This window comes from Paenibacillus sp. Y412MC10, assembly GCF_000024685.1.
Lineage (GTDB): Bacteria > Bacillota > Bacilli > Paenibacillales > Paenibacillaceae > Paenibacillus_AQ > Paenibacillus_AQ lautus_A.
Genome location: NC_013406.1, coordinates 4,060,460 through 4,087,391 on the forward strand (window position 1 = coordinate 4,060,460; position 26,932 = coordinate 4,087,391).

Consider the following 26,932-nt stretch of genomic DNA (forward strand, 5'->3'; position numbering starts at 1 on the left):
GATCTCACCCCTCGTTACATCAAGTATCTTCCCGTAATCGACTGCTCCGCTAGAGTGATCTGCGCCGGCGTGCCCTCGAACACCACTTGTCCGCCCTTGCTGCCTCCGTCCGGTCCCATGTCGATGATCCAGTCCGCTTGGCTGATCACCTCGAGGTTATGCTCGATGACAATTACCGTATTGCCTGCGTCCACAAGACGGTTCATGATCTCCAGAAGGTGGCCGATATCCGACATATGCAGACCGGTGGTCGGCTCGTCCATCACGTAAATGCTGCCTTTCTTATGCAGCTCGCTTGCCAGCTTGATGCGCTGGCACTCCCCGCCCGAGAGCGTGCTGAGCGGCTGGCCGAGCGTAATATAGTTCAATCCCACATCGCTCATGGCCTGAAGCTTGCGAACAACCTCTTTGAGTTCAAAAAAGTCCAGTGCCTGCTCCACCGTCATCTCCAGCACTTCGGCAATCGACTTGCCGTTCAGTTTGTACTCGAGTACCTCATCCTTGAAGCGTCTCCCCCCGCACACATCGCATGGCAGCTTTACGCTGTCGAGGAAGGAAAGGTCCGTATACAATACGCCAAGCCCTTGGCAGTTCTCGCAGGCTCCCTTCGAGTTGAAGCTGAATAAACCCTGGTTCACCTTGTTCGCCGAAGCAAATGCTTTACGAACATCATCCATTATGCCCGTGTACGTGGCTGGATTCGAGCGCGTGGATACGCCTACCGCCGATTGATCGATGACGATTGCATCCGGATGCTGGCTGAGAAATACTTCGTTGATCAGGGTGCTTTTGCCCGAGCCGGCGACACCCGTAACAACGGTCAGCACTCCGGTCGGAATATCGACGCTCACGTTCATTAGATTGTGCAGCGTGGCATCCTTGATGGGCAGCTTGCCGGATGGCTGCCTGCAGTCGTGCTTCAGCTGGAGTGGCCGCTTCATATGGGTCCCTGTTAAAGTAGCAGACTCCAGAAGTCCGGAGTAGCTTCCCTCATATACGATGGTACCGCCGCGGCTGCCGGCGTAAGGCCCAACGTCGACGATATGGTCCGCCACCTTGATCACATCGGGATCATGCTCAACGACAATCACGGTGTTGCCCTTGTCGCGCAGCTTCTGAAGCAGTTCATTTAACCTGTGTACATCGCGGGGGTGCAAGCCAACGCTGGGCTCATCGAAGATGTAAGTGACATCCACGAGGCTGCCGCTCAGATGCTTGACCATTTTGACGCGCTGCGACTCGCCGCCCGACAAGGTATCCGTCTCGCGGTCCAGCGTCAAGTAATCCAAGCCGATATCCACCAGATGCTGCAGACGCTCCGTTAACGATTTGATGATCGGTGCGGCTATCGGATCATCGATCTCGCGTATAACGCGGATCAGCTGGCCGACTTCCATGGCCGACATCTCCGCAATGTGGAGTCCATTGATTTTGCAGCTCAGCGTCGCTTGGCTGAGTCTTGCGCCGCGGCAGCTGGGGCACGGACCCTCCGTGATAAATGGCATCACGGCTTTCTGCGTGCGTTCGGACTTCGTTTTCACATCCTGCTTGATGTATTTGTTGGTGAACTTCTCAATGACGCCTTCCACCGTAATGTTCGTTGCCTTACCGGCGAAATCCATCTTTACTTTTCTTGCCTTGGCATACAGGAGATGCTCCAATTCCTCATCGGAATAATCGCTCAGCTTTTTGTCCGGATCAAAATCGCCCGATTGCAGTATCATGTTCCACTCCCAGCCGTTCACCGAATAGTCCGGCAGCATCAGAGCACCTTCATTCAGCGACTTGGTCATGTCCACTGCCTTGCTCATGTCGACGCCAAGTTTGCGACCAATTCCGTTGCACTCCGGGCACATGCCTTGCGGATCGTTGAAGGAGAATAAATGCGCGGGTCCGATATGGGGCTGACCCACTCGGGAGAATAAAAGACGGAGAATGGGAGAAATATCGGTAATGGTGCCCATCGTGGAATGGGAACCGCCGCCAAGCCGCTTCTGATCCACGATAACGGCCATGCTCAGATTCTCGATTGCGTCCGTATCCGGCTGGGGAACGCGGGGCAGGAACGTACGAACGAACATGCTGAAGTTCTCATTCAGCAGTCGCGTGGATTCTGCGGCGATCGTATCGAAGACAATCGACGATTTGCCGGATCCGGATACACCGGTGAAGATCGTGATCTTCCGCTTGGGAATGCGCAGGGATACGTTCTTAAGATTGTTTTCCCTCGCACCCGAGAGCACGATATACTCCTGATTTGTTTCGCTCATGCATAACATCCTTCCGATATGGGTGTTTTAAGCAATTTTTCAAATGATTCGTCCAAGAATTAAACCGGCTGCAAGCAGCATGCAGCCGGTTATATCGATGCGGGCCGGCAGGTTCAATGAACGTCCTCTATGGATGCGGTTAATCTGCCAATGCCTTTTCAAGCTTGGCGACCCATGCACTCCATCCATGCTTAGCCCCCTCGAGCCCATGAACGTTGGAAAATCCGATTTGTTCGAGATGAAGGTTAACCTTTCCGCCTCCTAAATCCTGCAGCGTCAAGGTAACCGTATGTCTTTCCTCACCGGTGGCCCAGGTATAGGATAGAAGATTCGGCTCGTCCACGATAAGCACTTCGCCTTCAACAATCCCATCCCACCATTCGGATGGCTCATGGCGAAATTGAAATCGGTGCCCTACGACGGGTTTAAAATCATTTTCCGTGATCCACTTGGCAAGCTGGTTTGAATCGGTGATGGCTAACCACAGCTTCTCGATCGATGTTTTGAACGGAAAATCCATAGACAGTGTTAAGCTCATTCATCTTCCTCCTCTAATAGCTGGCTTAAACGCAGCATGTTGGCATTCCAGTACTTGTTGTAAAAAGCCACCCAATCTTGAACTTCTCGGAGTGGAGAGGCGTTAAGCCTGAAACGTGTTTCTCTGCCGACTTTTCGGTCATGTACCAGATCGGCTTCCTTAAGTATGGTTAAATGTTTGGACACCGCAGTACGGCCCATTTGAAACTGTGCCGTTAACTCATGCAGCGGCAGCTCATCGGCTTCAGCCAACAGATGGATCAGTTGGCGCCTGGTCGGGTCTGCAATGGCGTTAAACACATCGCGCGACTGGTAGTTCTCGTTCACAACACCCTCTCCTCCATATTACTGCCGAGGGACAGCCGTTCATTTGCCGCCCCTATAGAGTGCGGCCCTTCGGACGAGCGTTCGCGGGGCCAGTGCTTGCGAATCGAAGCAGCAAACAAATGGAAAACTTTAAGCCCTATATCCTTGCCACGCGTCCATGAAATGGAGTTGTGTCCGTCTGATCAAAGTGTAACCCTATCATTGATAAGCTGTTCCTCGGTGCTGAATTTCTACTTTATCGATATTTTCAGTAATCGGACACCATTTAGTGACATTTTGATTATAGGTCACCATTTGGTGTCGTGTCAATCGATCGGGCTCGGGATTTTTATGATCTGAAAAGTATAAAACGAGGCAGTGGAATTCGATTCCACTGCCTCGTTTACTTAGGTCAACCTAAAGCGGATCAGGTTGAGTGTGCCTTTTATTCGAGGGGGCAAACCAACCGAGAAGAGCAATCGCGACCAAGACCCCGTAGAAAACGACGGTCCAGCCTGTGCTGTGCGGGAAATGATGAGCCAACACGCCAATATCTTCATGGGCCAGGGTGATCACAGCGAGCTTGACGCCGACCCATGCCACGATGGCATATGCCGTGGTCTCCAGTGCCGGCCGTTGAGCAAGCAGCTTAACAAACCATGTGGCCGCAAATTTAATCAGGACAAGCCCTGCGATCCCGCCAAGCACGACAACCAGGAATTGTCCTCCGTCCATCCCGCCGAAATCCGGTAGCGGCGAATCTGGGAGGCCCAGTGCCAGAGCCACAGCAGCAAGAATGGAATCAATCGCAAAAGCGAGATCCGCAACCGCAATCTTTCCAACGGTCGGCCAGAAGCCTTTTCCAGCGGCATCTTTCTTTATGTCCTCGCGAATATTTTTGTTTTCCTTGCCAAAACGGGCTTTGATGATGTGCTTTAATCCGAGGTATAGGAGATAAGCCGCTCCAATCGCCTGTATTTGCCAGACGTTCGCGATAAACGATATCGCAAACAGGGCGGCGAAGCGAAATACAAAGGCCATGATGATTCCGTAATTGATGGCTTTCTTCTTTTGTTCCTCCGGTAAGTGCTTCGCGATAACCGCCAGCACAAGGGCATTATCCGCCGATAATAAACCTTCCAAACCGATAAGAATCAGTAATGCCCAGGCATACTCCAACCAAAGTGATTCCAACGGTACTTCCCCTCTCTTATGTTAGAATGTTCAGGACCCATTTGTTGCTTCAAGCTCCACGTTTCAGCTAATGAATTTTGATTGCACCGCTGCTCCCTGTCGTTATTACGTTGTCAAGTAATGTCTCGTTTCATTCATTAGGCATCATAATGAAAAAAATTTTATAGGTTATGCTATTTTGAAACAAAACGCTTCGCATTATTCGGCGGTCAAAAACACCAAACCACATTTTGGGGGCTGAAGGTAACATCTCTTGATCGAACATGGATCGATATGCCGGGGTCAAATCAGGGCCGGGATCGCTTACTTGACAGTAGCGTTGAATCCTTGGGCTCTTTTGATTTCATTTTAATGCCCAACAGGATGAAGATGACATATATTACGATCGCAACCGAATCGACTACCGTGTCCGTTAATGACGAAACATTTTGAACTGCCGTTATGCCTAAAATGACCATCAGTCGTACGATCAGCAGCGATACAATCATCCATGCAACTGCCTGGATTTTCGATCGTTCGCCTTGGAATGCCATGCGAATGAACGCGATACCGAAGACCAGATTCTCCGCTGTGATGATATGCCAGACATACGTGAATATGATCTCGGAATCCAAGGCGATCTCGCTCGCGTGAAGTGTCGGCAGTACAGCGGATTGTCCGTTCCAAGCATGCGTAATGGCAAATAGTACGGCAAGAATACCGGCAATTAAATAATATGGATTCTTAATCTTCATGTCCAAGACATCCCTCCTCGGAAATTCCATTCTCCTTCCTGCGAATCGTTTGGTAAATCTCGCGAACGAACGCTGCCAGCCGCCGGTCGCTTTCATGATTAAGATCCCTTAGCGTTTCGGCTGCTAACTCAAGCAATTGACTGACCTTTTCCAGTTGAGTAATCTTCTCGCGCGTTTCCGCATTCTTGGCATCAAGGAACGAAGCTACCTTCAGGCATTCTGCTGGGTCAACCTCCTCCATGCCGTGGAATCGAAACTTCCCCTTGATTTCGTTAAGGGACAAGTCAGCAAACTGCAGGATTTGAATATTCATCAAATCCATGAGGTCCCTCCTCGAATACCTGCGGTACCGATTGTCTTCCCGGGCCGGCGATACGATTCCAATTCGGTCATAGTAGCGAAGTGTATCCTTGGGGATTCCAAGAATCTGCGAAACTTCTTGTATTGAATATAATGGTTTCATGCATTCAAAATAACATTGGAGTAAACTCCAGTGTCAAGTCACTTTTTTACGAGTTCACCATTACCTTATGTCATATCTAATCTAGACTTACTAGTGCAACCATGATCAGAAGTACAAATAACTACGTGGAAAGGATTGTTGAGGATAAAAAAGACTGCCGGTACCTTTCACCGGGCAGTCTTTTGATTTCCAAGTAGTATGCTCTCCAACCTATTCGCTGGACAGTTCCTTGAGCGATTTGATTTTACCATGGGGATGCTGTTCTTGCTTACGCGACTTCCAGGCAGCTTCTTTCCTTCTCTTCTGGTGAGCCATGACAGATATCCTCCTTTGGAAACAGAGATGTATACTACCATCTTATATTGTCATTCCCCGGCTTGGTTCATTCATGAAAATAGGATGCACAACACCACGTGTTTTACTCGCGCGAAGCCCAGGACCTTCATGGCATTGAGAAGCTCATTGGATCGCTCATCTATCGCTCAATTCTGCTTGGTCCTTTAAACGCATGTCCTACGCTGCTTGTTCCGTTTATAATGGAATATGGACAACCCGTCGTTACCTGAAGAGCGGGTGCAACCCGCGTCGAATGAAAGGAGCTTCCATGGACAACAAACAAATGCGCATGTTGAAAAAGCTGTACCATCATACCAATTACAACTATGACAGGGAGCGTGAAGTAAGCATATATAATACAGAAACACTTACTGCGGCAGAGCAGGAGCTGCTGGAGGCCAGCGGATGGGTCGCAAACGATCCGCAGTATATTCGGCATGACGAAATCATGGGCCGACTGATCGAGCTGCGTTCGAACGTTCGCTTGACCTGGTCCAGCATTGGCAATGCCTTTGTTGCAGGGGTGGGTGGAAGCTGGCCCCGAGGCATATCCACGCTGGCCAGTTATCACGCCATGATTCATGCACGCCCCCACGCTTACGTGGAACCCGAATGGCTTCGGGCTTGCAAGGTCTGTGGCTTCAGCCACAGCCATGAAGGCTGGGACAATCTGTCTTACATACGTTACGCGATGCATTTGGGCAACAATTACAGCGGGTCAAGCTTCGGCGCATACGTGGATATGGCCGAGTTGGTCGAACTGCTGGAGCAAGAGCCCGTTGAGGCAACGGACAATGACAAGCACGCCTTCAGAAAGCTGCTGCAGAGCTTGGACCGGGCCGAGGCTGGCGAAACGCCAGGGCAGTATGAGAAGCGGTTAACCGGCGAAAAAATCTTGAAGGGTCACGCGGGCATTCGCCGTGGCATGCTCCAGGCGCTAGCTAGGGTGGGCGTGCTCCCCAACCGCATCCTGGAGCTCGCTCCGGACCGCTGGACGGACACAGCAACAATCATCCATGCCGAGTTTGCACTGGACAACACCAAGGGCCGTTCCGACATGGAGATGCCTTGGGCTGGCTGGCAAGGCAGCATGGGCGTCGATTGGAACAAAGCCCGCGCGATTTTCGGCGATTGGGTTTGAATGATCGAGACAGGAGGTTTCCTATTAAGCCTGCAGGAAACCTCCTTTTTGATCATTGCGACTTCTGTCCCGTATGATCCATCTATGATAAAACGGTTAGTGGCTTTTAGTTATTTAAAATAGGCATTTCACCCAGCAGTTTCTTCAAATAAATAGAATCCCATGGCAGATGCTCCGTGATCCCTAAACCCACGACATCGGTCTCTTCAGACAGTTCTTTCAGCAGATGAAGCAGCTGCGGCAATTGCATGGTTCCCTGGGGAGATAAATTGAAGGGTTCTTCAGGATTGGCGAACAGCAAAGACCGGAATGCCTTGGGATCAAGCACGTCCAGATCGAGGTGAATGGCCAGGTGCTTAATGCCGCGTTCTTTAATCCACGCTTTAATAGGCGCAGTACTGTTCTTCAACTCCTCGGTGCCAGCAGTTCGAATGCCCAGCCTCTGAATCATGTCTGTGTCCAGCTCCGCAAAACCGATGCCTAGCTTTTGGAATCCTTCCGAGATCACCTTGGCTTCTTGTTCGGTAGGCGTTGCTAATCCTGCAATAAAGACGTTTTCGGGTTTTAGAGGGATGTTCACATGTTTGGCAAACTCCTCATCCCCTTCTCCCAACAGATTCCCAAGCGGTACCGTATGCCCGTTGTCATAGCCTACATACCTCACCAAATCACTGTGAGCATCGATCCAGATTAAACCTAACTCCCCGTCGTATCGTTCGTTCAAATAGGCAAAAGGAGCTTGTTCGACCAAGCAATCACCGCCAAACATGACAATGCGATCCGGCTTATGTGCATGGATAAGATGATGAGCCGCCTTTAACTGTTCGAGCAGCTGTGTTCTGCCATTCATACCGTTCTCGTTTACAAGAGGCGTTCCATCATAGGTTTGGACGGGAACATGGATAAGGGGTTGATCATTATCCGGAGCCAGCCAAGCAAGCAGTTCGGCACCAAAAGAGTAGTTGGGGTTGTTCCCCCCTTGCCATTGCGGCATTAACAGGCGTATCGTTTTCGTTTTTTTAGTCATGCTGTTGTCTCCTTTACTTCAAAGTAAGGTTAGTATAGACTGAGCACAAATAAAAAAGTAGTACGCACTTATTTGAAAGGTACTACCCGAAAGGATAGTGTAAATATGAGCATGGCTGAATTTAAAGGTAAAGTTAAGAATATTCAAGATACGCCTTTTGGTTATACGGTGTCCGTGATCGGCGGCAAATGGAAAATGGTCATTATCTACCTTCTTGCAGAAAACCAAACGGTCCGCTTCAATGATCTGAAGAGACAGATCGGCGCCATTACTTACAAAACATTGAGTTCGCAGCTTAAGGAATTGGAGGCGGATGGACTCGTGAAACGGAAAGAATACCCTCAAGTCCCCCCTAAAGTCGAGTATAGCCTCACGGATAAAGCGGTAACGCTATTACCCGTTTTGGAAGGGTTATGCGAGTGGGGAGTAAAGAATCAATACGATTAAAATCGGAACGGCTGGCTCCTTGACTACGCTCCGCGAACGACCCGAAACCCTTGATCCGGGCCAAAGCCATTGGCATCGAATTTGCCTCGGAACGAGATCTCGTTGTTGCTGACGTCGCCGATCCAGCCGCCGCCCTTCACCACCCGAAAGATGCCGCTCTGGCTGTTCGAGTCGCCGTACCAGTCCCAGCACCACTCCCTAACGTTGCCTGACATATCGTATATGCCTAACTCGTTGGGCTTCTGGGTGCCGATCGATTTGGTTTGATTATGGTTGTTCTCGATGACGGGCCAGTTCCAATCTCCGGATAAGTACTGATCTCCGGCGTTTCTCCAATACCATGCAACCTCGTCGGCATTATGGCTTCCGCTGTATGCGTAACCCTTGCTCGCCTGGCCACCGCTTGCAGCATATTCCCACTCCGCTTCAGTAGGCAGCCGGTAGCCGTCAGCTCCCTCATTGATCGTTACGGTCCATTTGATATGATCATTATCATTCTTATTATTTGCGTCTTTTTCATCCTTGTGGATGTTGTAATACGGTTCGAATCCTTCCTGTATGCTTCTTCGATTGCAGTACTCCACAACGTCATACCAACTCACCATTTCAACCGGCAATTGATCCCCTACGAATTCCGAGGGATTGCTCCCCATGACTTCCTCCCACTCTTTTTGAGTGACCTCATATTTGCCGATATAAAAGCTCGATACCGACACGCTTTGTCCAGCGTAGTTGGACTTGTTGTTCTTAATAGGCCCACCTTCTACGAACACAAGATCTTCCTTCTTATCAGGTTTATCCTGCGAACAAGCACCGATCACAAGCATTGCTGCTATAAAAAGAAACAAGCATAGCTTTCTCATGGATAGATCTCCTTTAAGCTGATAGAAGAACCGATAGAACCGATAAGTCATGCCCCGGTTCGCAACTCGCCTCCGGCAACGTCGAAGGCCGCTGCTCAAACAGAGAACGGCCTGCAACGCATCCGGATAACGGATTGGTTAGGATGACGGCTTACTTATGATTGATGGTTGATTACCACACCGTTACGTTGGAGCTCCCGCTGCTTTGATAGCCCTCTGTCGCTAACACCTGGTAAGACCAGCTGCTTCCCAGATTCATTCCTTTGCTTGCCCATGCGTTCACGTGGTTGCTGAACGTGATGCTGGAGTTTACGCCTGTAGCTCTCTTCGATTGCCGAACGCTCCAATACTGGGCAAATGTTTGTGTGCCGTCAATCGAGGGCGCGTTGTATCGCATCGTTGTATAGATGTCATAGGTGCCCCCATCGCTGGTTACGGTGCCTTTATGCGTTCCGGTAGGCCGGTAAGTCCCCCAGCTGTCAACGACGTAATATTCGATCAGCGAGTTTCTCGTCCACCCGTAGAGCGTCAAATACCCGTTGCCGGATGGCGCCCAGACGCCGGCATTGTAGTTAATCGTCCGGTTCGGCGATCCGGTATTCCAGCCTTTGCCGACAACGAAATTCCCGGTATTTTGCCACGTTACGCTGTAATTGCCTCCGGAGCCGTTAACGGCATTGACCGTTCCGCCGCCATCGGTCCAATTCTGCCAGTAGTCCGTCGCTGCGTTTGAGGTTGTTGCAAACAAACCAAAACTCATGGAAGCTGCCAGCACCAGCGTCATTACCTTTTTACTAAACTTAATGATAATCTACCTCCTCTTTTATGTTTGCTCTGTACAACCGAATGTCGAATGATTCTCTTTTTTTACTTTTACCTCCTTTCTAAACAAATTATAGGATGACAGCGGTTACATAAAAATTAACAAATTAAATATGATGTATAGATTATCTTGGTAATTATAGTAAGTAATGGGGCGCTACGGATATTCGTTGATAACTTGCCGCTAACCTTGCCGATACCATAAACAAAAAAAGCCGCGTTTCCCGCGACTTATGCATGCTTATATTTTGTCCCTATTCGATTGAGCTCGATTCTTCCTATTGCAGACGTTCCTAACACCTTACATATTTGCGTTTAAATCCGATCTTCCCTCTCTCGATCTCTTTTTGAATATTGTCGGAAGCCAGCAGGATGCTGCTCTTCTTCTTGTCCCTTTTGATTTCGACTGGGCCGACGGCCTTCGCGATTTCTACCGCCTTATCATGGCTTGGCAAATAAGAAACCCCTACGGTGTATATAAAATTGTTCATAGCGGATTTCGTTCGTTCAGGGGAGTCGTGGATCGTGTCTTTCACCTGTTCGAGCATGCTCTCGATCTTGACGGTATCAAATGCAGCGTCCGCACGGTTACCCAAAAGCCAGCAGTAGCAGCTCCAGCCTGCCGACATTTTAAGCTCTTCACCGCTAGCAATCCACTTATCGGCAACAGCTTGAGCCATTTCCGTTTCGGCCAAAGTCACGGCAACCACATAATCTGACAACATATAAAAATAAGCGCGATCCATCCAACGATCGAAATCGGCTTCCGTCATGATCATGGGGTCTGCAATAATGCCGGCAAAATACATCGCGTCATAATTGCCGGTGGCGTAAAGCTGCTCTGCTAAAGGTTGATTTTTCTTGTTTTGCTTTGCTAACGGCTTCATTGCGCCAGTAGCAACCCCAAAAAGCGGCTCCTGTGCACCATTGCTCATATAGGTTTTTTTAATCCGTTCCTTGCCGAGTGCCTCTAGTTCCTGCATAACCACGTCGAATTCCAATATAATCCACTTCCTTTTTTGTACAGTATTCATTCACAAATCACGTAGATATCCGGGTAAGGATGGAAATATATTAATTACGAAAAATTATATCATAAGTCGGCTTGTGCAGCCTTACAACCAAAGTTAACCATGTTGCGTCAACTCTTTTTGAACAGCCCGCTCCTTGTTATGGTAGGTTGCTCCTGCTGTATTGACAGTAATGGCAGTCGATGTTATGATTCAACGTATCATTTATGAGGAGGCTCGTGATCTATGTTACATTCCATGCGTATAAGATAAGCTGGCAATAAAAAAGCGGATTTTCCAACCACAATGTGGGCTTTTTTTGAGCTGCTTATTTCCTGCGTATGTAGACATAGATTGCGACACGGTTAGCTTTTTTGCTATGCCTTTGTATCGCCATCTTCTCTCGTTATTCATGCAGATTTAAGCCCCATTGTGGACTCGAATCTGTATTTTTTATTGCCAAAAAACAGCCGGACAATAAAAAATACAGGGAGAATGGACATGATACAACAAAATTGGAAGCGAAATTTCTTTACGATCTGGGCAGGTCAGGCGGTTTCACTAATTACGAGCGCCGTCCTTCAAATGGCTATCATTTGGCACCTAACCGAGACTACAGGATCAGCTATGGTGCTTTCCATGGCAACCATGGTAGGTTTTTTGCCTCAAGCCGTTTTGGGAACCATGATCGGTGTTTTGGTTGACCGATGGAATCGGAAATTGGTTATGATCGGTGCAGACCTTATGGTAGCAGCCGCTGGTGCTGCCTTGGCCATGGTCGCATTCTTCATCGATCTACCAGTATGGGTCGTAATGATCGTGTTATTTGTCCGTAGTATCGGAACGGCTTTTCACACGCCTGCTTTGAGTGCCGTAACGCCTTTGCTGGTACCGGAAGATCAATTAACGAAATGCGCTGGGTACAGCCAATCGGTACAATCTGTGAGTTATATTCTAAGCCCAGCTATTGGAGCTTTCCTATATGCAACATGGGAATTAAACGCCATTATTGCCATGGATGTATTAGGTGCATTGATTGCCAGCTCCACCGTGGCCATGGTTGCTATCCCGACGCAAGTTACGGCGGTCGAAGATGTTAAAGGTAAATTTTTCGAGGAAGTAAAAGAAGGATTTCGTATTTTCCGGGAATCCAAGGGGTTGTTTGCATTGCTCTGGATTGGTGCGCTGTATATGTTTGTCTTTATGCCAATCAACGCATTGTTTCCCTTAATGAGCATGAGCTATTTCGGCGGGACGGCAACCCACGCTTCGATCGTAGAAATCGTCTTTGCTCTTGGAATGTTGATTGGCAGCTTGTTGCTTAGTGTTTGGGGCGGCTTCAAGAACCGAGCGATGAGCATCATTTTTTCCATATCGTTGATGGGAATTGCTTTGTTCATTTCCGGCCTGCTGCCGATCCACGGCTTCCTGATCTTCGTTCTGTGCAGCGCATTGATGGGCTTTTCAAGCCCGTTTTACAATGGCGTACAGATGGCCCTGATTCAAGAGAAAATTCAACCTGAGTATTTAGGGCGTGTATTCGGCTTATTGGGCAGCATGATGTCCTTCGCCATGCCGATCGGATTAATCGTGTCGGGTATATTTGCTGATCGAATTGGAATTCATACGTGGTTTATGTTATCTGGGCTATGCATCATAGGAATTGCAGTTCTATGCGTGCTGCTTCCATCTATCCGAAATTCAGACAAATAAATATGAAATGAGGCAAATTCTTATGAGATCCATCCATTGGTTCTTCTTTATTTAAACCTCTCTTCTTCAATCGCAGGCGATCCTGCGAACAGAAACTGCGATTTTTGAAGGAGGAATCCATATGGGATTTTTGATAAAAGCAAAAGATATGGTTGTGGAATATTCGGGGCGCGATGTACTGGACATTGATGGACTAGAGCTTTACGACTATGACCGAATCGGTCTCGTAGGCGCGAACGGAGCAGGTAAAAGCACACTGCTAAAAGCCTTGCTGGGGGAAATTCCTTTGTCCCAAGGTACTGTCATTCGGGAAGGCAACTTCCGTTATATTCCCCAATTGGATGATGTCATTGTACAGGAGATTCAAGATTACGCTTTAATCGGCAAGCTGGGAATTGAGAGCTGTGAAGCGGAATATATGAGCGGCGGTGAAGAAACACGGCTAAAAATAGCACAGGCCCTCTCCGGAGAGGTGCACGGAATTTTTGCCGATGAGCCGACATGTCACCTGGATCGGGATGGCATAGACTTTCTGATCCACCAGCTTAAATATTATTCCGGCGCCTTGCTCATCATCAGTCACGACCGTTATTTCCTTGACCAAGTCGTCGATAAGATCTGGGAGTTGAATGAGGGAAAAATCACGGAGTACTGGGGCGGATATTCCGATTACCTGCGCCAAAAAGAAGAGGAGCGGCATAGTCAGGCTGCAAAATATAAGCAATTTACTGCGGAACGGGAGCGGCTGGAGAAAGCTATTACCGAAAAGCTTAGCCAGGCTCGAAAAGTGGATCAAAAGGCCAAGGGCGCTTCACGAAAAAACAGCTCCGAAGGCGGCGGCCGTCTGGCTCATCAAAAATCGACGGGAAGCAAACAGAAAAAGCTCCATAATGCCGCTAAAAATATGGAGCATCGAATCCAAGCGCTTGGTGAGGTGAAACCTCCTGAAGCCATGCGATCCATCCGTTTTCGGCAAAGCAAAGCTTTGGAGCTTCATCATCCGTTTCCGATTACAGGGAAAGACATTTGCAAACAGTTTGAGGGCAAGGAAATTTTCGAGGAGGCCACCTTCCAGTTTCCATTGGGCGCCAAGATTGCGGTCACCGGCGCGAATGGATCCGGGAAAACGACGCTTTTCAAGATGATACTCCATCGTGAGCATGGTATTTCCGTATCCCCTAAAGCGGAAATCGGCTATTTTGCCCAAACGGGTTACAAGTTTGACCGTGATCAAGGGGTTATGGAGTTCATGTTGGAAGACAGTGATTATGAAGTGTCGGATATCCGAGCCGTTCTGGCATCGATGGGATTTTCTCAACAGGACGTAAGAAAGTCTTTATCCGTGTTGAGCGGCGGAGAAATCATGAAATTGCAGCTTGCCAAAATGCTGTTAGGACGGTACAACATCCTGCTGATGGATGAACCCAGCAATTTTCTGGATCTTCCTGCGGTGGAAGCGCTGGAACAATTGATGATGCACTATGCGGGAACGATCATATTCATATCGCACGATGTCCGTTTGATCGAGAACGTAGCCGATACCGTATATGTAATCGAGGACAAAAAAATCATTCAGAGGGCTTAATCACCGTTCGGGTCTTCAAGCGGATAATAGGGTATGTTGTTTCGCTGTGTAAACCGTTTGGCTTAGGGCAGCCTTTTATGGCGGGTCCTAAGCCTTTTTGCGTTTAATTAGGATGCTCCATTTTTATTCCAGCTGGTCTTCGTCCATTCGATATTCTAAAATATCTCCGGGCTGACATTCCAAAGCCTTACAAATCGCCTCTAAAGTCGATAATCGAATCGCTTTTGCCTTTCCGTTCTTCAATATGGAAAGATTGGCCATCGTTATTCCAACCTTCTCCGAAAGCTCCGTAACGCTCATTTTTCGTTTAGCCAGCATCACATCGATATTGATTATTATGGCCATGTCGTTTCACCTCAGATTATTAAGTCGTTTTCCGATTTGATATCGATCGCTTCTTGTAACAGTCTTTGAAGGACGGCGGCAAAAACGGCAATCACCATGGAGGCGAAAATCAAGACCAATCCGATCAAGATGATGCCCGGGGCATCGTCTTTCTCCGCGACAAGATAGAACAGCGGCAGGCCAACCACGAACAAGCTGCTGATTGTGATTGCACAGTATTTTATAATTTTTAAAGCTCGTACAGACCATTCCGAGAACGCCTTGTTCTTATCAATATAACTTAAAAGCTTAAAGGCTTGATACAGCGCATAGTAAAACGGGATCGCCGCGGCATAAAAATCGATGAATACGAGATATTTAATATAACTCATATCCGGATACAGCTCGGCAGCGAAATTCGCGATCTCCGGCACCAAAAAGATGCACAAAGCAAGAATCGGAATACCGATAAGAATAACAGCCACCTTTAAAAAGAGCGTTGAAACTTGTTTCATCAAGAGCACCTCACTTCGATATTTTCATTTTTGACTTTAACATATAATTTATCGATTTACAATAAATCATTATTGTTTTTAATTATATTATTGCTGTTACACGATTTTATTCTGCAAAAGAAAAAAAGCATTCTTCATTAAGAAGAATGCTTTCATCCACAAAATGTTACCGGAACAGGGATTCAAAGACGCCTGAAGCGAAATCGCTCACGATTTTATACTCCTTGCCGTATCTTTTATGCTTGCTCGAATGGTTATAAATCAGTATATGGTCTGGACTATAAACGACTATTGTGAAGGTCGGGCCGTATTCGGTACTCAACCGGATCTCAAATTCGTCGCCGCTGTGATCCCTTACGCTGTTCTTACGAAGTTTGAGTTCCGAGAAGCCGTTCACGATGCGATCAATCTCCGCTTGATCCGTCATTTTCATCTGCTGCTCGTTCGGGCGGTTCTGGTTTCTTACAATGTCCAGCTCACGGATCGCGCCGGACTCCTTCAGCTGATCAAGGACCAACTCCTTGAACGAGGTGCGGTTTTGACTTGCCGAATATGCCGTCGCGCTAAGCAGGATCAGGACGCAGATTGCCAAAAAGACATACCAAAAGCGCTTGCTCATCCGCATCTCCTCCCTCGTGGTAAGTCATTAAATGACAAGATTGTTTTCGAGTGTCTCGGCAGCTTCTTCCATAACTATATCAAAACACAAGGCTTATCGTTTGGTAAAGCGACTCAAAAAAAATGGTTCCTGTTAAGGAGTTGTTAAACCCATGCGTTTCTTCACGATGTTTCAAGCCGAGTTGCGGTACCAGTGCAATGCTTATAGGAAAAACAAAATAACAGACGGAGGGAAGTCGTAAGACTTCGCCCCCGCCTGTTAGAGGATGTGAATTGTACTCCTGCAACCGAATTTGTTAACCGTATCTCCAGTTAATAGCATGATCTGCCGAAGTATCGATTTACTCCGGCATTCCCTGGGTCACGCCATGGATATAGGTGAGCCAAGGGGTATCCAAGGCTCCTTGTCCCGGGTTATAGGTGAAAAAGTACTCGACGGTGTCCCCTTGCTTGAGATTGTTTACAGGGTAAGTATAGTTGCCGTTCCCCGTTGGGGTCATGGCTACGTTCAGCTGCCCGCCGTTATTGATCTTGTAATGCAGATCGGCAAAGGTAGCGCCGTTGATATAGAACAGCAGGTCATTGCCGATTTTTTTCAGTCCCCTCGCCTCATCGCCGATGACAATCACGCTGGATGGTGCCGGTACCACCGTAATCGTGGAAGAAGCGGTTTTCTGGCCATCGACGCTTGTAGCCGTAACGGTTGCCGTACCCGGAGCGAGCCCCGTCACGACGCCTTCCTGACTCACAGAGGCAACACTCGCACCCGAAACGGACCAAGTCACCTGCTTATTCGTTGCATTGGAGGGCGCTATGCCGGCGTTTAACTGAAGACTCTGACCCACTTCCACTTGTGCGGAGGTTGGATTCAGCGTGACGCCGGTAACCGGCACATTTCCGGGATTTCCGCTGCCGTTTTCTTTATAAACCCGCACATAATCGACCTGCATCGTAACAGGAATATCGGACGGATTCGGGGAAATGCCGCCGTCAAAATTTCCGCCGAGCGCCAGATTCATGATGAGGTAGAAAGGCTGATCGAAAGGTGCGTTCGGATTGTTCGGTGCCGCCAATGAATACCATTGTTCATTCGTCACTTTGAAGAAGAACTTGCCATCCACATACCATTTGATGTTGTCCTCTTCCCATACGACGGAATAGACATGGTAGTCATTGTTGATGTTCTGCCCTTCCGGGAAATGATATTCGCCAGAAATATGTTGGTTCGCCGGCCATGTTCCACCGAAGTGCACGGCACCGCTCGTTGAGCCTGGCAATCTCCCTCTCGCTTCCATCACGTCGATTTCGCCGGATGCTGCCCATGTTCCGTAAGGGCTGTCTTGCGGCAGCATCCATAGTGCCGGCCATACGCCATTTCCTGTCGGCAGTTTGGCACGGAAGTCGACTCGTCCGTACTTCAGGGTAAAATGATTCTTCGTGTTAATCTTACCGGAGGAGTATTGGGCATACCGGCTTGGATCCTGCGGGAAAGACTTGGGATCGTTCAGTGCGCGGATGTTCAGCTTCCCGTCCTGCACGAACACATTTTGCGCACTATCGGTATAATGCTGCAGCTCCGCGTTGCCCCAGCCCCAGGTGTTTGGATCATCATTGAGATAATAACCTTGTTCATAGTTCCATTTGCTTGTATCCAATGTCGTGCCATTAAATTCATCCTGCCAAATGAGGTTCATGCCTTGAATGGCCGGGTCGCTTGGTGTCCCGATCGCAATATCCTCTTGGTCGCTTACATCCGGACGAGGAGCATCCGGATTGCCGATCAACGTGTAGTTGACGTAATTGCTGCCCACGCTGCCGCCTTTTTGCCCGTTCAGTGGATAGCCGATCCGGATCTGCATATCTTCCTGGATGGGCTGAAACCACAGGCCGTAAATATAATCGGCCCAATATCCCCACTGATTCGCATCGGACATGTTGTTGTAGCCATTGGCAGCGTATGTAAATCCGCTCTGGCCGGAATTCCCCAGCTCAACCCACTGCCCGTTGATGTTAATCTGGTATACGAAATTATCAAGCTCCTTGCCTATCGGCGCTCCCCCGTCAATCTTAGGCAGCGGAATGCCGATCGAACCGTTTGCATCTGCCGTAAAGGTCGTTCCCTCATAAGGCGTAATGACATATGAGTTTCGTACGGCTTCATTAAAAGTGATGGTATACACAACGTTAACCCCGGAGGTTTTCGATTCCAATTTGACGTGGATCGACTCCGTAACGTTAAACCAGTACCCGCCGCCTCCATCGGTGAATTGTCCGAAATTATGATCATAGATCCAGCCGCTTGCAGCGTTGTTGTCGATGTCGATCCAGGTGCTGCTGTTAACCGGTTTCACAAACACCTTCAGATCATCAGCGACGGCTGCATAGGTCACGGCCGGATCGTTATTGAACGTAGGGTAGGTAAAACCGGCGCCACCCGTAAAGCTTGCAGTAATCTGCGGCCCTTGCGTCGGCGTCATGGCTGTGATCGTGGTTTTGTTAATGTTCTGAAATACCAGCCTGTAATCCAGGGTAACCCCATTCGCTTTCGAGTAAAGCTGAATCTCCGTCGTTGCAGAAAGCGTGAACCAATAACCTGTAAATCCTCCGTCGCTCCAATGTCCCCAATTCTGATTATAAATAAAGCTGCTCACACTATCGATATCGACCCAGCTGCCGCCCACTTTCACTTTGACGCCCACGTCTTGGGCTACATCATTCCAAGTAGCTGCGCCTCCGTTGAATATGGGCATGACAAAGCCATAGCTGGCCTGTCCGACTCCTGATTTGGAGATGACCGGTCCGTCAGCCGCCGAAAAATAATCCATCGAGGTAACCGTGAAATCTGCTGCCTCGACCTTTGAAGCTGGCCATAATCCGACACTAGCCAGCATGACAACCGCGAAGAACAAACTCAATCCCTTTTGCAAGTACCGCCTTTCCGTCGCGTAAGATCTCTTCATGAATACCCTCCCTTGTTCATATTATGTGCTCTCAGCATTAGCGCCTGTAGGAAAACGCTTACAGCTGAGGACGTCTTCATTCTATCGAATTCCTAATCTGATGAATAGGTACCATATTTAGGTTGAGGTCTCAATATTTTGGATAACTAAATGCAAAGACTAGGCTTTCCGTCAGAAATTAACGAATCATGGTGTGTAGAGTTATTTTCCATACGACAATGAACAGAAGGCTGCCTCTTCGGCAGCCTTTTGTCTTTTGGATCAGTTGACATAATATTAATTGGGTAAACTTTAAAGTTCATGATCGCCTGATATCGATTCCCTCATTTTTCTTGCCCTAATAGATAAAGGAGCTGTAGGCCTAATGCTCATTAGCTCCTTTTTCTTATAGCACCAACTTTGTGGTTATCATGTGGAGGACGCTAACAATTACGTCCCTTGGTTCGCTTGCTTGCTCAAAATTCGGTTCACTTTCTCGGCGCTTAGCCACATGAAGATGAGGAAGGCAAGCACAACGGAAGGGAACAATCCGATGCTTGTCTGCGAAGCGACCAATCCAAACATGGGGGGAAGCAGCGTGGTCCCCGTATAGGCGACGGCCATTTGATAACCCATCAGCTTGGCCGAATGTTCTTTTCCGAACCGAGACGGCGTTTCATGAAGAAGTCCAGGATAAATGGGCGCAAGGCCAAGTCCAATCAGCATAAATCCCGTCAGAGAAAAGGAAGCACTAAGAGGTAGCACAAGGATAATCGCTCCTAGAATGGTGATGAGCTGTCCATAGCGGATCAACAGACGATTGCCAACCTTCAGCGTGATAAAGCCGGTAATCAGTCTGCCTAGCGTAATTCCTCCGTAATATAAAGAAATCCATATGGCAGCCGTATCGGCTGAAATATGTTTAGCACCGACAAGGTAACTAGCTCCCCACAACCCCACCGTGGTTTCGACTCCACAATAGAATAAAAATGCCGTAAGCGTTGGTTTAACGCCTCTGATTCGAAATATGCCTGCTTTTACGATCTGCTCCTGTTGGCGCTTTTCATTATCGACTACATTTTCGGTTTGCGGCCGGTCAATCTCCCGCATTGCTGCGACGCGTTTCCATAAAGGGAGCGTAATGAGCAAAATGATTACCAGCGAGAACTGGATTATGGATACAGCTGTATATCCGCTTCTCCAAGAATTATGATCTGCAATGTAAGAGGACATAATAATGGGCCCCATTGTTGCCCCGACACCCCAAAAGCAATGTAACCAGTTCATATGATGCGCCTTATAATTCTCAGCAACATAATGATTCAAAGCGGCATCCACAGCACCCGCCCCTAATCCCAGTGGAATGGCCAGAACGACAAGCCAAGCCCCCCTGCACACATGTATCATCTTAATCTATGTTATCCCTATGATATACTACTTTACCTGGTATACAAAACGGCATAATTATGCGTTAAGAACAAAAAAACCGCATATGTCATGCGGCTTTATATGTTACTGAGATGAGATCCAGTAAATTAATTCGGTGAGGCTTCTTCCTGCGGCAGCGGCATTCCCGCTTCAACCAATCGCTTATTGCGCATGAAGAAAACCGTAAGCACGAGCATGAACAATCCGGTACCGACCAGCAGCCATTCGATTTTGACCACGTCGGCAAGCGGACCGAATATCAGCATCCCGATGGGCATCATGGAAGTCGAAATCATCCCGAAGACACCGAATATACGCCCCAGATAATTTTCATCCACCTTCTCCTGCAGCATGACGGTCGTTGGCGTATTAAATATGGGCATCGCTACTCCGAATACAGCCATGATGGCCAAATAAATCCAGAAAACAGGCACAATGCCGAGCGCAAACGTGGACACGGCCATGACGAAGCTGGCTATAGCCATCGTGTACACTTTATTATTAAAGCCGCCCCAGGAAGCAATGATCCCCCCTCCAGCCATCATGCCGACGGAAAACGCGATTTCGATTGCCGTCAAGCGCCATACATCGTCCCCGAAGCTGCGGGTAACCTGCAGCGGGGTCAGAAAGGCTGCAGGCGCCATAAGCACGAAGAAAAAGGCGAAGAAGATAAAAAACGACTTGAGAAAAGCATGCTGTTTAATGTAGACCAAGCCCTCTTTGAAATCGTCCAGATAGCCCGTGCTTTGCGTGTCCGACGCCTTTTTGTGCAGCGGAATTTTGAGAAAGACAAACAATGTAAAGATCGCGATCGCAGCCGTAACGACGTCGATAAAAAAAATCGCTTCGATCGTTGCTACGGTGAGCAATCCCGCGCTGACGATGGGCGCTACGAACATGATCAGCGCTTGTAGGCTGCCGTTAATACCGTTTACTTTCGTCAGCTTATCTTGCGGCACGATTTGAGGCAATATGGCTCCGACCGCTGGAGTCTGAATGCCGGCCCCGAGCGCGCGTACGGCGGAAATGATAAACAGCAGCCAAACCGCCTGATAGCCAAGCATAAACGTAATGGCCAACATCAGCGTAACCACCGCGATCATAGAATCCGCGATCATAATGAGCGTTTTACGGTTGAAGCGGTCCGCCCATACCCCGGCAAAAGGCGACAGCACGAACGTCGGAATGAATCCGCAAATAATATACAGCGTCATCATGATGCCCGACTGCGTCGTCAGCGTAATGTGCCACATAATGGCATATTGAACCAAGGCAGACCCGAACAGCGAGAGTGTTTGGCTGCTTAAAAAGAGAATGATGTTCCTTTTCCAATGGATTTTCTGGGCATCTTCGGTTTCTGACATCGTCCCACCCTTTCGTATGATCTCGCTCACGCGAATTACACTCATTATACCGTTTAACGTTAGGCGACATTTCTTTTTAATTGCTCATTATGGATTATCTACGATCCATATATCCTACAGAATATTTCTAAGTTATCCTATAAAACGCTTGATGAAAACATGTATCGCCTTTTCTTATTTGCTGCCGCGCTCCACCTTGCGTTCCGTCAGAAAGTAGAGCAATGCCAAGGCCGGAAAAAGAACGCCTAGCCACATCGCCGCTTTCCAGCCGCCCATAGCGTATGCCCATCCCCCTGCTGCGGAGCCTATGGCCCCGCCGGCAAAAAAGATCGCCATATACAAGCCGTTCAGCCGGCTCCGTACCTCGGCTCCCAAAGTGAAGATCGCGCGTTGTCCCAACACCAAATTGGCGGACACACCCATATCCAGCAGGATGGCGGCAAGTACCAGGATCACGATAGAGAGCAGAGAACCGCCGGCAAACACAATCGGCAAAAGTCCGGATAGTATCACCAGCACGATGGCAATTCCGGTTGCGGGCCGGATCAGACCCTTATCCGCAAAGCGGCCGGCAAGCGGTGCGGCGGCCGCGCCTGATACTCCAGCCAAAGCAAACAACGCAACGCCTGCAGAGGAAAAGTGATACAGCGGACTTGTTAATACAAGCGGAACCGTTGTCCAGAACAGGCTGAACATCCCGAACAGAAAAGCGTGATACAGCGCCCTGCGACGTAGTATCGGCGTCGTTTTCAGCAGCCCCAGCATGGATGTGATGATTGCAGGGTATTTATCGGTTGTTTGCGGCTTCCTTGCCGGCAATACTTTGATCAAAACCAGAGCCAGCACGAAGAGAATGGCGGATGACATCATAAAGATAGCATGCCAGCCGAAGTAATTTTCCACCAAACTCGAAACCGGACGGGCCAGCATGATTCCTAACAACAGTCCGCTCATGACATTACCGACATTGCGTCCTCTCGTCTCCTCCGGGGAGAGATGCGCTGCATAAGGGACCAGGATCTGGGCCGCAACGGACCCCACGCCGATAAACAAGGAGGCGGCAAGAAACAGAGCGGCGTTTCGGGCTGCGGCGGCAAAGATTAAGACGACGGCCGTCAGCATCAGCAGCGTAACCACCAGTTTGCGATTTTCAAGCAAATCTCCCAAAGGAACGATGAACAGCAAGCCGATCCCGTAACCGATTTGGGTCAGCGTGACGATAACCCCTGCGGCTCCTGAAGATAATCCTATAGATGAACTGATCGACTCAACTAAAGGCTGCGTATAGTAAAGATTGGCAACGATCAAGCCGCACGCAACAGCAAGAATCAGCATAATCCAGGGGGACGCGGAAATCTCCAACTTGCCCTTTGCATTTCCATTAACATTCATGAGAAGCACTCCTTTTATAAAAATGATAGTGTAACTATATTGGAACGTTCATTCCAATATGGGAATACGTTCCCTCTCCGTGCTTAAGCAAGGGGGATTTAATCGGAATGATCGTTCCAGAATGATGAAAAAAAGCTCTACAGCGACTCGATAACGGCGTTCATCATGCCGCGGACCTGATCGCTGTCGCTTTGGATCCTGGCCATCACGTTGATGCTGTGATTGAGATTAAGCAGCAGGAACGATAACATTTTTATGTCTTTCTCGGGGGAAATTTCACCCGTTTCCTGTCCCTTTTTTAATTTCTCGTAGAACAACTGCTCGAGCTCCGTAAAGCTCTGGCGAATCGTATTCTGCAAGGGCTCATCCATGGCATCCAGACCCACGGAAGCGTTCGTAATCAGACATCCGTTCGGGTAAGCTTCACCGTGCGTCGCAAACGCGTTCGTGATATGCAGTTCAAAATATTGGCGGATCCCGGCGATCGCAGAAGGGGCATGGTTCATCAGATCGCGTTTTTTTTGCGACATTTTTTTGTATTGCTGGATGGCCTCATAATAAAGCGTTTGTTTATCCTGAAATGTTTCGTACATGCTGGACCTGCTTAATTCCATCGCTTGCAATAAATCCGGTATGCTTGCCCCCTCGTACCCTTTCTCCCAAAAAACGATCATCGCTTTGCGAAGCACCTGCTCACGGTCAAATTCTTTGGTCCGTCCCATTCATACCTCCTCCTTCTCAACACGAGTATAGACTATTTGGAACGAACATTCCAGTATTTTTTCAATCACTTATTTTCACCGTACCTCCATTCGAAGCAAAATAGATGCGGTTTGTCACTACCGCCATCGACATGCCATCCGCCTGTCCGAACTGCCGCCAAACCTCTGCCCGTAAGAAGCTTCTATGCTTAGCGTCAAACGATAGTATAACTTCACCTTCCGAGTCCACAGCAGTCTCTTCCTCAAGACCCCGCTCGCTGTACAGGCAAATCAGATCGCCCGCCATTACATCATCCAGTTGAACGACCACCTCGCCGGATTGCTCATATGGCACTTCATCTCCAATGCCGTAGTCACCGCACTGAAGGTTGGCAAAAGGGCCTTCAGGCGAATTGGTAATCACGACGCGGCCTTCCTTAATACCGTTCAGGACGCCCTCCACCGTATTTTCATGGGTCCAGACCCATACGCATGGCATCGCATGCTTCACATAGGAATCCGGGCGATGCACATCGCTTCCGCCTACGGCTACCAGGCGTCTCCCTGCGACAAGCTGTTCCTGCCACCAAGAAAGCGCGCGTCTGTTGTGCTCTCTCCATGGCCCGTTCCAAATTTCTACCCCGTCGTAATCCACATCGAAATCCCACTCCCACGGGCAGTGATCACAGTGCGTATGGTTCAGCACAATCTTGGCCCCCCGCTCGCGGGCGACTCGAAACTTCTCGTGAACATCGGATATTCCCGATACTCGAAAATCATCCATGGGGCTCGTCACGCCAAGGAAATTACTATGACCATAATTCGTCGTAAACTCCGTACCCGGTATCATAAGCACCGAGGTCCCGCGCGGATAAGCAAGGTTCTGGCTGCTCGTATTATGATCGGTCATGGCCAAAAAATCGCAGCCCAGGCTTTCCATGATGGCAGCATTTTCTTCCAACGTATAAGACCCGTCGCTATGAACGCTATGCGTGTGAAGATCTCCCTTCAGCCAGCGCCATGCTTTGTAGATAAACTCGATTTCGATCGTGACCAAGCAACCCTCAGCAGGCACCTTGTAAGCATTATGGAGAATAGCCCATTCTCCTGTGGCCAACCGTCCGGGCAGATAACCCGGGGTGGCTGTATTGAGACCGATATTGAATTCCTGACGAGCCCCTCCACTCCAGCCTCTTACTCTCTCAGCGTCACGTATCCCTAGATCAATGACCCCTTTGGCGGTATCGCCGCCATGGGAATCCACCTGATAGCTTACGTGGATTTCTTCGACATCCGGTGGCAATTGGAACGGAATTTCAATGTACGAGCTTTGTTCCGAATGCTCAATGTATCTTTTGTAAACCGATGTGGTCCTCCGCTCGATTTGTTGTGCCATATTGCTTCCTCCTCTTCTCTGCCTATTCTTTATTTGCGCCGACAAACATTCCTTTGACAAAATACTTTTGCACATATGGATAGATGATGATGAGCGGGAGCAAAGCAATGACAATCCCCGCCATTCGGACATTGGTCGTGATCATGAAATTGCTCGAGGTCGAATCGGTATCGACGATGAGCGATTTCAGCGCGATTTGCAGCGTATATTTGGACGAGTCGTTGATATAAAGGACGGCCGGCGTGAATTGGTTCCAGCGACTGACAAACTCAAAAAGCGTAACCGTTGCCAGTCCTGCGCTCGCAAGCGGCAAGTACATCGTAAAGAAGATCCGAGGATCTCCGGCTCCGTCAATCCGGGCAGATTCCGACATTTCGTAAGGAACGCTCAAAAAGAAATTTCGCATGAGGATGACACTGAATCCGGATACGAAACCTGAAAGTATTAATGAGGACAGCGTGTTAAGGAGTCCTAAATCCTGATTCACGATATAGAGCGGTATCATGATGGCCTCGCTTGGAATCATCATCGTTAGCAGGATCGCGGATAACATCCACTTTTTACCGGGAAGTCCTTTCTGTATCAGGACATAGCCCGCCATGGAACTTAGGAAGACATGACCTAAGGTACCGACAACGGTCACAATGACATTGTTCGTAAAAGGCAAATAAAGCTTCATGCGGTTCCATACGGTGGAGAATCCCTCGAGGCTGAATTCCTTGGGCCAGAATACGATCCCCGGCTGCATGGAAGCAAAATTGGATGAGAATGCAAGCGCGAGTGTATTTATGAACGGAATAACCATGGTCAAAACGAGCAGAAGGAGGAACAGAACATTGATCGTATCAAACAAACGGCCAGGCAAGCTAAATTTATTCGTTGATTTCATATACCGACTCACCCTTCATCGTAGCGGATCACCGCTCTTGTTACATACGTCAGCGTGAATGTTGCCAAAATCACCAGGAAGCCGGCCGCCGTTGCTGGTCCAACGCTAAATTCCAATATCCCTTTTTGATAGGTGTACATCATTATGACGTCAACTTTCTTGGCAATGGCGCCATTACTCATCACGAATATTTGATCGAACAAACGCAGGATCCCCAATACATTTAACATGATGACCACTTTCATGGTGGAACGAAGCATCGGAACGGTGACGTAACGGACCTTCTGCCAACGACTGGCGCCGTCCATGCTAGCAGCCTCATACAACGAGGGATTAATGTTCACGATGGCGGCCAGGTACATAATGCAGGTATATCCCATCTCCTTCCAACCTGAAGTAAGGATCATGACGATGCGGGCATAACGATCCGAAGAGAGGAACCCGACCGACTGGCCGCCGAATAGCTGAATGATCTGGTTCACGATGCCTGTATCCGGAGACAACAGCAGAATCCACATCCCGCCTACGACCACCCAAGAGAATAAATGAGGTAAATAGACAATCATCTGGGTCATTTTTTTGAACCAGGCGGAAGCCACTTCATTTAAGGAGAGCGCAAGAATCAGCGGCAAAAAGAAGTTGATGATAAAGCCTCCCGCGCCGATCACGATCGTATTTTGAAAAACTTCCCAAAACACCGGATCCTTCAGTACCCTCAGATAGTTATCGAAACCGATAAAGGGCCGGTCTCCGATCAGCCGGTAATCTTGAAAGCTGATGGCAAGTCCCCGGGCCAGCGGATAAAAGGAAAAGATGAGGAAATAGGCCAGGATGGGAAGCATCATAAAATATAAGGTTTTGTATTTGAATATGGCTTTCACGGAAATTCACCACCATGATCGAAAAATAAAGAGGGAG

26 protein-coding genes are annotated in these 26,932 nt (G+C 48.7%); 4 read left to right on the forward strand and 22 right to left on the reverse strand.

What is annotated here, in order from left to right:
• Positions 1 to 14: 14 nt before the first annotated feature.
• From GYMC10_RS17450 to GYMC10_RS32770, 7 genes are all read right to left on the reverse strand, one after another.
• Positions 15 to 2,270: an ATP-binding cassette domain-containing protein gene (locus tag GYMC10_RS17450; RefSeq protein ID WP_015735738.1), complete on the reverse strand. Its 2,256-nt coding sequence runs from the start codon at positions 2,268 to 2,270 to the stop codon at positions 15 to 17.
• Between the two features lie 139 nt (positions 2,271 to 2,409).
• Complete coding sequence (locus GYMC10_RS17455; RefSeq protein WP_015735739.1) at positions 2,410 to 2,808, reverse strand: SRPBCC family protein; 399 nt, start codon at positions 2,806 to 2,808, stop codon at positions 2,410 to 2,412.
• A complete protein-coding gene (locus GYMC10_RS17460; RefSeq protein WP_015735740.1) occupies positions 2,805 to 3,134 on the reverse strand; it encodes an ArsR/SmtB family transcription factor in 330 nt (109 codons plus the stop codon). The genes GYMC10_RS17455 and GYMC10_RS17460 overlap by 4 nt, the downstream gene beginning before the upstream one ends.
• Before the next feature lie 396 nt (positions 3,135 to 3,530).
• Positions 3,531 to 4,307 (reverse strand): TerC family protein, encoded by a 777-nt coding sequence (locus GYMC10_RS17465; RefSeq protein ID WP_009592465.1) that lies wholly within the window; start codon positions 4,305 to 4,307, stop codon positions 3,531 to 3,533.
• Positions 4,308 to 4,594: 287 nt separating this feature from the next.
• Positions 4,595 to 5,041: a hypothetical protein gene (locus GYMC10_RS17470; protein ID WP_015735741.1), complete on the reverse strand. Its 447-nt coding sequence runs from the start codon at positions 5,039 to 5,041 to the stop codon at positions 4,595 to 4,597.
• Positions 5,031 to 5,504 carry a MerR family transcriptional regulator gene (locus GYMC10_RS17475; RefSeq protein WP_015735742.1) on the reverse strand — a complete coding sequence of 158 codons (474 nt, stop codon included), beginning with the start codon at positions 5,502 to 5,504 and terminating at the stop codon, positions 5,031 to 5,033. Before GYMC10_RS17475 ends, GYMC10_RS17470 begins: the two co-directional genes overlap by 11 nt.
• A gap of 210 nt (positions 5,505 to 5,714) precedes the next feature.
• Positions 5,715 to 5,819 (reverse strand): DUF6254 family protein, encoded by a 105-nt coding sequence (locus GYMC10_RS32770; RefSeq protein WP_015735743.1) that lies wholly within the window; start codon positions 5,817 to 5,819, stop codon positions 5,715 to 5,717.
• Positions 5,820 to 6,108: 289 nt separating this feature from the next.
• Here GYMC10_RS32770 and GYMC10_RS17480 point away from each other — a divergent pair, with 289 nt between their 5' ends.
• Positions 6,109 to 6,981: a hypothetical protein gene (locus GYMC10_RS17480; RefSeq protein ID WP_015735744.1), complete on the forward strand. Its 873-nt coding sequence runs from the start codon at positions 6,109 to 6,111 to the stop codon at positions 6,979 to 6,981.
• Between the two features lie 106 nt (positions 6,982 to 7,087).
• On the opposite strand, the gene GYMC10_RS17485 is transcribed toward GYMC10_RS17480, so the two are convergent.
• On the reverse strand, positions 7,088 to 8,008 hold the full coding sequence (locus tag GYMC10_RS17485) for an arginase family protein (protein WP_015735745.1): 921 nt from the start codon (positions 8,006 to 8,008) through the stop codon (positions 7,088 to 7,090).
• Between the two features lie 105 nt (positions 8,009 to 8,113).
• On the opposite strand from GYMC10_RS17485, the gene GYMC10_RS17490 reads away from it, so the two are divergent.
• Positions 8,114 to 8,455 carry a winged helix-turn-helix transcriptional regulator gene (locus GYMC10_RS17490; protein ID WP_015735746.1) on the forward strand — a complete coding sequence of 114 codons (342 nt, stop codon included), beginning with the start codon at positions 8,114 to 8,116 and terminating at the stop codon, positions 8,453 to 8,455.
• A gap of 23 nt (positions 8,456 to 8,478) precedes the next feature.
• Here GYMC10_RS17490 and GYMC10_RS17495 read toward each other — a convergent pair whose 3' ends face one another.
• The 3 genes from GYMC10_RS17495 to GYMC10_RS17505 form a co-directional block, all read right to left on the reverse strand.
• Positions 8,479 to 9,318, reverse strand: coding sequence for a formylglycine-generating enzyme family protein (locus GYMC10_RS17495; protein WP_015735747.1), 840 nt, complete (start codon positions 9,316 to 9,318; stop codon positions 8,479 to 8,481).
• Between the two features lie 172 nt (positions 9,319 to 9,490).
• Positions 9,491 to 10,102, reverse strand: coding sequence for a glycoside hydrolase family 11 protein (locus tag GYMC10_RS17500; RefSeq protein WP_041622010.1), 612 nt, complete (start codon positions 10,100 to 10,102; stop codon positions 9,491 to 9,493).
• A 331-nt stretch (positions 10,103 to 10,433) separates the two neighbouring features.
• Positions 10,434 to 11,141 (reverse strand): DNA alkylation repair protein, encoded by a 708-nt coding sequence (locus tag GYMC10_RS17505; protein WP_041622011.1) that lies wholly within the window; start codon positions 11,139 to 11,141, stop codon positions 10,434 to 10,436.
• Positions 11,142 to 11,651: 510 nt separating this feature from the next.
• Between GYMC10_RS17505 and GYMC10_RS17510 the strand changes: the two genes are divergently transcribed.
• Both GYMC10_RS17510 and GYMC10_RS17515 read left to right on the forward strand, forming a co-directional pair.
• Positions 11,652 to 12,863, forward strand: coding sequence for an MFS transporter (locus GYMC10_RS17510; RefSeq protein ID WP_015735750.1), 1,212 nt, complete (start codon positions 11,652 to 11,654; stop codon positions 12,861 to 12,863).
• 121 nt (positions 12,864 to 12,984) lie between these two features.
• Complete coding sequence (locus GYMC10_RS17515) at positions 12,985 to 14,448, forward strand: Msr family ABC-F type ribosomal protection protein (protein ID WP_015735751.1); 1,464 nt, start codon at positions 12,985 to 12,987, stop codon at positions 14,446 to 14,448.
• 123 nt (positions 14,449 to 14,571) lie between these two features.
• Here GYMC10_RS17515 and GYMC10_RS17520 read toward each other — a convergent pair whose 3' ends face one another.
• The 11 genes from GYMC10_RS17520 to GYMC10_RS17570 form a co-directional block, all read right to left on the reverse strand.
• The gene (locus tag GYMC10_RS17520; protein WP_015735752.1) at positions 14,572 to 14,793 is read right to left on the reverse strand and encodes a helix-turn-helix domain-containing protein; all 222 of its coding nucleotides are present in this window, start codon (positions 14,791 to 14,793) and stop codon (positions 14,572 to 14,574) included.
• Between the two features lie 11 nt (positions 14,794 to 14,804).
• Positions 14,805 to 15,287: a DUF2975 domain-containing protein gene (locus tag GYMC10_RS17525; protein ID WP_015735753.1), complete on the reverse strand. Its 483-nt coding sequence runs from the start codon at positions 15,285 to 15,287 to the stop codon at positions 14,805 to 14,807.
• A gap of 166 nt (positions 15,288 to 15,453) precedes the next feature.
• Positions 15,454 to 15,906, reverse strand: a complete 453-nt coding sequence (locus GYMC10_RS17530; RefSeq protein WP_015735754.1) for a hypothetical protein — start codon at positions 15,904 to 15,906, stop codon at positions 15,454 to 15,456.
• Positions 15,907 to 16,246: 340 nt separating this feature from the next.
• Positions 16,247 to 18,865, reverse strand: coding sequence for a family 16 glycosylhydrolase (locus tag GYMC10_RS17535; protein ID WP_015735755.1), 2,619 nt, complete (start codon positions 18,863 to 18,865; stop codon positions 16,247 to 16,249).
• A 429-nt stretch (positions 18,866 to 19,294) separates the two neighbouring features.
• Positions 19,295 to 20,251, reverse strand: a complete 957-nt coding sequence (locus GYMC10_RS17540) for an MFS transporter (RefSeq protein WP_015735756.1) — start codon at positions 20,249 to 20,251, stop codon at positions 19,295 to 19,297.
• Positions 20,252 to 20,379: 128 nt separating this feature from the next.
• A complete protein-coding gene (locus tag GYMC10_RS17545) occupies positions 20,380 to 21,636 on the reverse strand; it encodes an MFS transporter (RefSeq protein ID WP_015735757.1) in 1,257 nt (418 codons plus the stop codon).
• A 174-nt stretch (positions 21,637 to 21,810) separates the two neighbouring features.
• On the reverse strand, positions 21,811 to 23,028 hold the full coding sequence (locus GYMC10_RS17550; RefSeq protein WP_015735758.1) for an MFS transporter: 1,218 nt from the start codon (positions 23,026 to 23,028) through the stop codon (positions 21,811 to 21,813).
• 137 nt (positions 23,029 to 23,165) lie between these two features.
• Positions 23,166 to 23,750: a TetR/AcrR family transcriptional regulator gene (locus GYMC10_RS17555; protein WP_015735759.1), complete on the reverse strand. Its 585-nt coding sequence runs from the start codon at positions 23,748 to 23,750 to the stop codon at positions 23,166 to 23,168.
• 61 nt (positions 23,751 to 23,811) lie between these two features.
• On the reverse strand, positions 23,812 to 25,125 hold the full coding sequence (locus GYMC10_RS17560) for a CehA/McbA family metallohydrolase (protein ID WP_015735760.1): 1,314 nt from the start codon (positions 25,123 to 25,125) through the stop codon (positions 23,812 to 23,814).
• Positions 25,126 to 25,147: 22 nt separating this feature from the next.
• Positions 25,148 to 26,014 carry a carbohydrate ABC transporter permease gene (locus tag GYMC10_RS17565; RefSeq protein WP_015735761.1) on the reverse strand — a complete coding sequence of 289 codons (867 nt, stop codon included), beginning with the start codon at positions 26,012 to 26,014 and terminating at the stop codon, positions 25,148 to 25,150.
• A gap of 8 nt (positions 26,015 to 26,022) precedes the next feature.
• Entirely contained in the window at positions 26,023 to 26,895 is an 873-nt protein-coding gene (locus GYMC10_RS17570; RefSeq protein ID WP_009592462.1) for an ABC transporter permease subunit, read from the reverse strand.
• Between the last annotated feature and the right edge of the window lie 37 nt (positions 26,896 to 26,932).

What these genes read in the sequence shown, in the direction of transcription:
- GYMC10_RS17500 (WP_041622010.1), bottom strand. Translation starts at nt 10,102, where the DNA reads ATGACGCTGGTGCTGGCAGCTTCCATGAGTTTTGGTTTGTTTGCAACA.
- GYMC10_RS17515 (WP_015735751.1), top strand. Translation starts at nt 12,985, where the DNA reads ATGGGATTTTTGATAAAAGCAAAAGATATGGTTGTGGAATATTCGGGG.
- GYMC10_RS17510 (WP_015735750.1), top strand. Translation starts at nt 11,652, where the DNA reads ATGATACAACAAAATTGGAAGCGAAATTTCTTTACGATCTGGGCAGGT.
- GYMC10_RS17495 (WP_015735747.1), bottom strand. Translation starts at nt 9,318, where the DNA reads ATGAGAAAGCTATGCTTGTTTCTTTTTATAGCAGCAATGCTTGTGATC.
- GYMC10_RS17565 (WP_015735761.1), bottom strand. Translation starts at nt 26,014, where the DNA reads ATGAAATCAACGAATAAATTTAGCTTGCCTGGCCGTTTGTTTGATACG.
- GYMC10_RS17555 (WP_015735759.1), bottom strand. Translation starts at nt 23,750, where the DNA reads ATGGGACGGACCAAAGAATTTGACCGTGAGCAGGTGCTTCGCAAAGCG.
- GYMC10_RS17475 (WP_015735742.1), bottom strand. Translation starts at nt 5,504, where the DNA reads ATGAAACCATTATATTCAATACAAGAAGTTTCGCAGATTCTTGGAATC.
- GYMC10_RS17545 (WP_015735757.1), bottom strand. Translation starts at nt 21,636, where the DNA reads ATGTCAGAAACCGAAGATGCCCAGAAAATCCATTGGAAAAGGAACATC.
- GYMC10_RS17455 (WP_015735739.1), bottom strand. Translation starts at nt 2,808, where the DNA reads ATGAGCTTAACACTGTCTATGGATTTTCCGTTCAAAACATCGATCGAG.
- GYMC10_RS17450 (WP_015735738.1), bottom strand. Translation starts at nt 2,270, where the DNA reads ATGAGCGAAACAAATCAGGAGTATATCGTGCTCTCGGGTGCGAGGGAA.
- GYMC10_RS17560 (WP_015735760.1), bottom strand. Translation starts at nt 25,125, where the DNA reads ATGGCACAACAAATCGAGCGGAGGACCACATCGGTTTACAAAAGATAC.
- GYMC10_RS17520 (WP_015735752.1), bottom strand. Translation starts at nt 14,793, where the DNA reads ATGGCCATAATAATCAATATCGATGTGATGCTGGCTAAACGAAAAATG.
- GYMC10_RS17540 (WP_015735756.1), bottom strand. Translation starts at nt 20,251, where the DNA reads ATGATACATGTGTGCAGGGGGGCTTGGCTTGTCGTTCTGGCCATTCCA.
- GYMC10_RS17530 (WP_015735754.1), bottom strand. Translation starts at nt 15,906, where the DNA reads ATGAGCAAGCGCTTTTGGTATGTCTTTTTGGCAATCTGCGTCCTGATC.
- GYMC10_RS17525 (WP_015735753.1), bottom strand. Translation starts at nt 15,287, where the DNA reads ATGAAACAAGTTTCAACGCTCTTTTTAAAGGTGGCTGTTATTCTTATC.
- GYMC10_RS17535 (WP_015735755.1), bottom strand. Translation starts at nt 18,865, where the DNA reads ATGAAGAGATCTTACGCGACGGAAAGGCGGTACTTGCAAAAGGGATTG.
- GYMC10_RS17550 (WP_015735758.1), bottom strand. Translation starts at nt 23,028, where the DNA reads ATGAATGTTAATGGAAATGCAAAGGGCAAGTTGGAGATTTCCGCGTCC.
- GYMC10_RS17490 (WP_015735746.1), top strand. Translation starts at nt 8,114, where the DNA reads ATGAGCATGGCTGAATTTAAAGGTAAAGTTAAGAATATTCAAGATACG.
- GYMC10_RS32770 (WP_015735743.1), bottom strand. Translation starts at nt 5,819, where the DNA reads ATGGCTCACCAGAAGAGAAGGAAAGAAGCTGCCTGGAAGTCGCGTAAG.
- GYMC10_RS17485 (WP_015735745.1), bottom strand. Translation starts at nt 8,008, where the DNA reads ATGACTAAAAAAACGAAAACGATACGCCTGTTAATGCCGCAATGGCAA.
- GYMC10_RS17470 (WP_015735741.1), bottom strand. Translation starts at nt 5,041, where the DNA reads ATGAAGATTAAGAATCCATATTATTTAATTGCCGGTATTCTTGCCGTA.
- GYMC10_RS17480 (WP_015735744.1), top strand. Translation starts at nt 6,109, where the DNA reads ATGGACAACAAACAAATGCGCATGTTGAAAAAGCTGTACCATCATACC.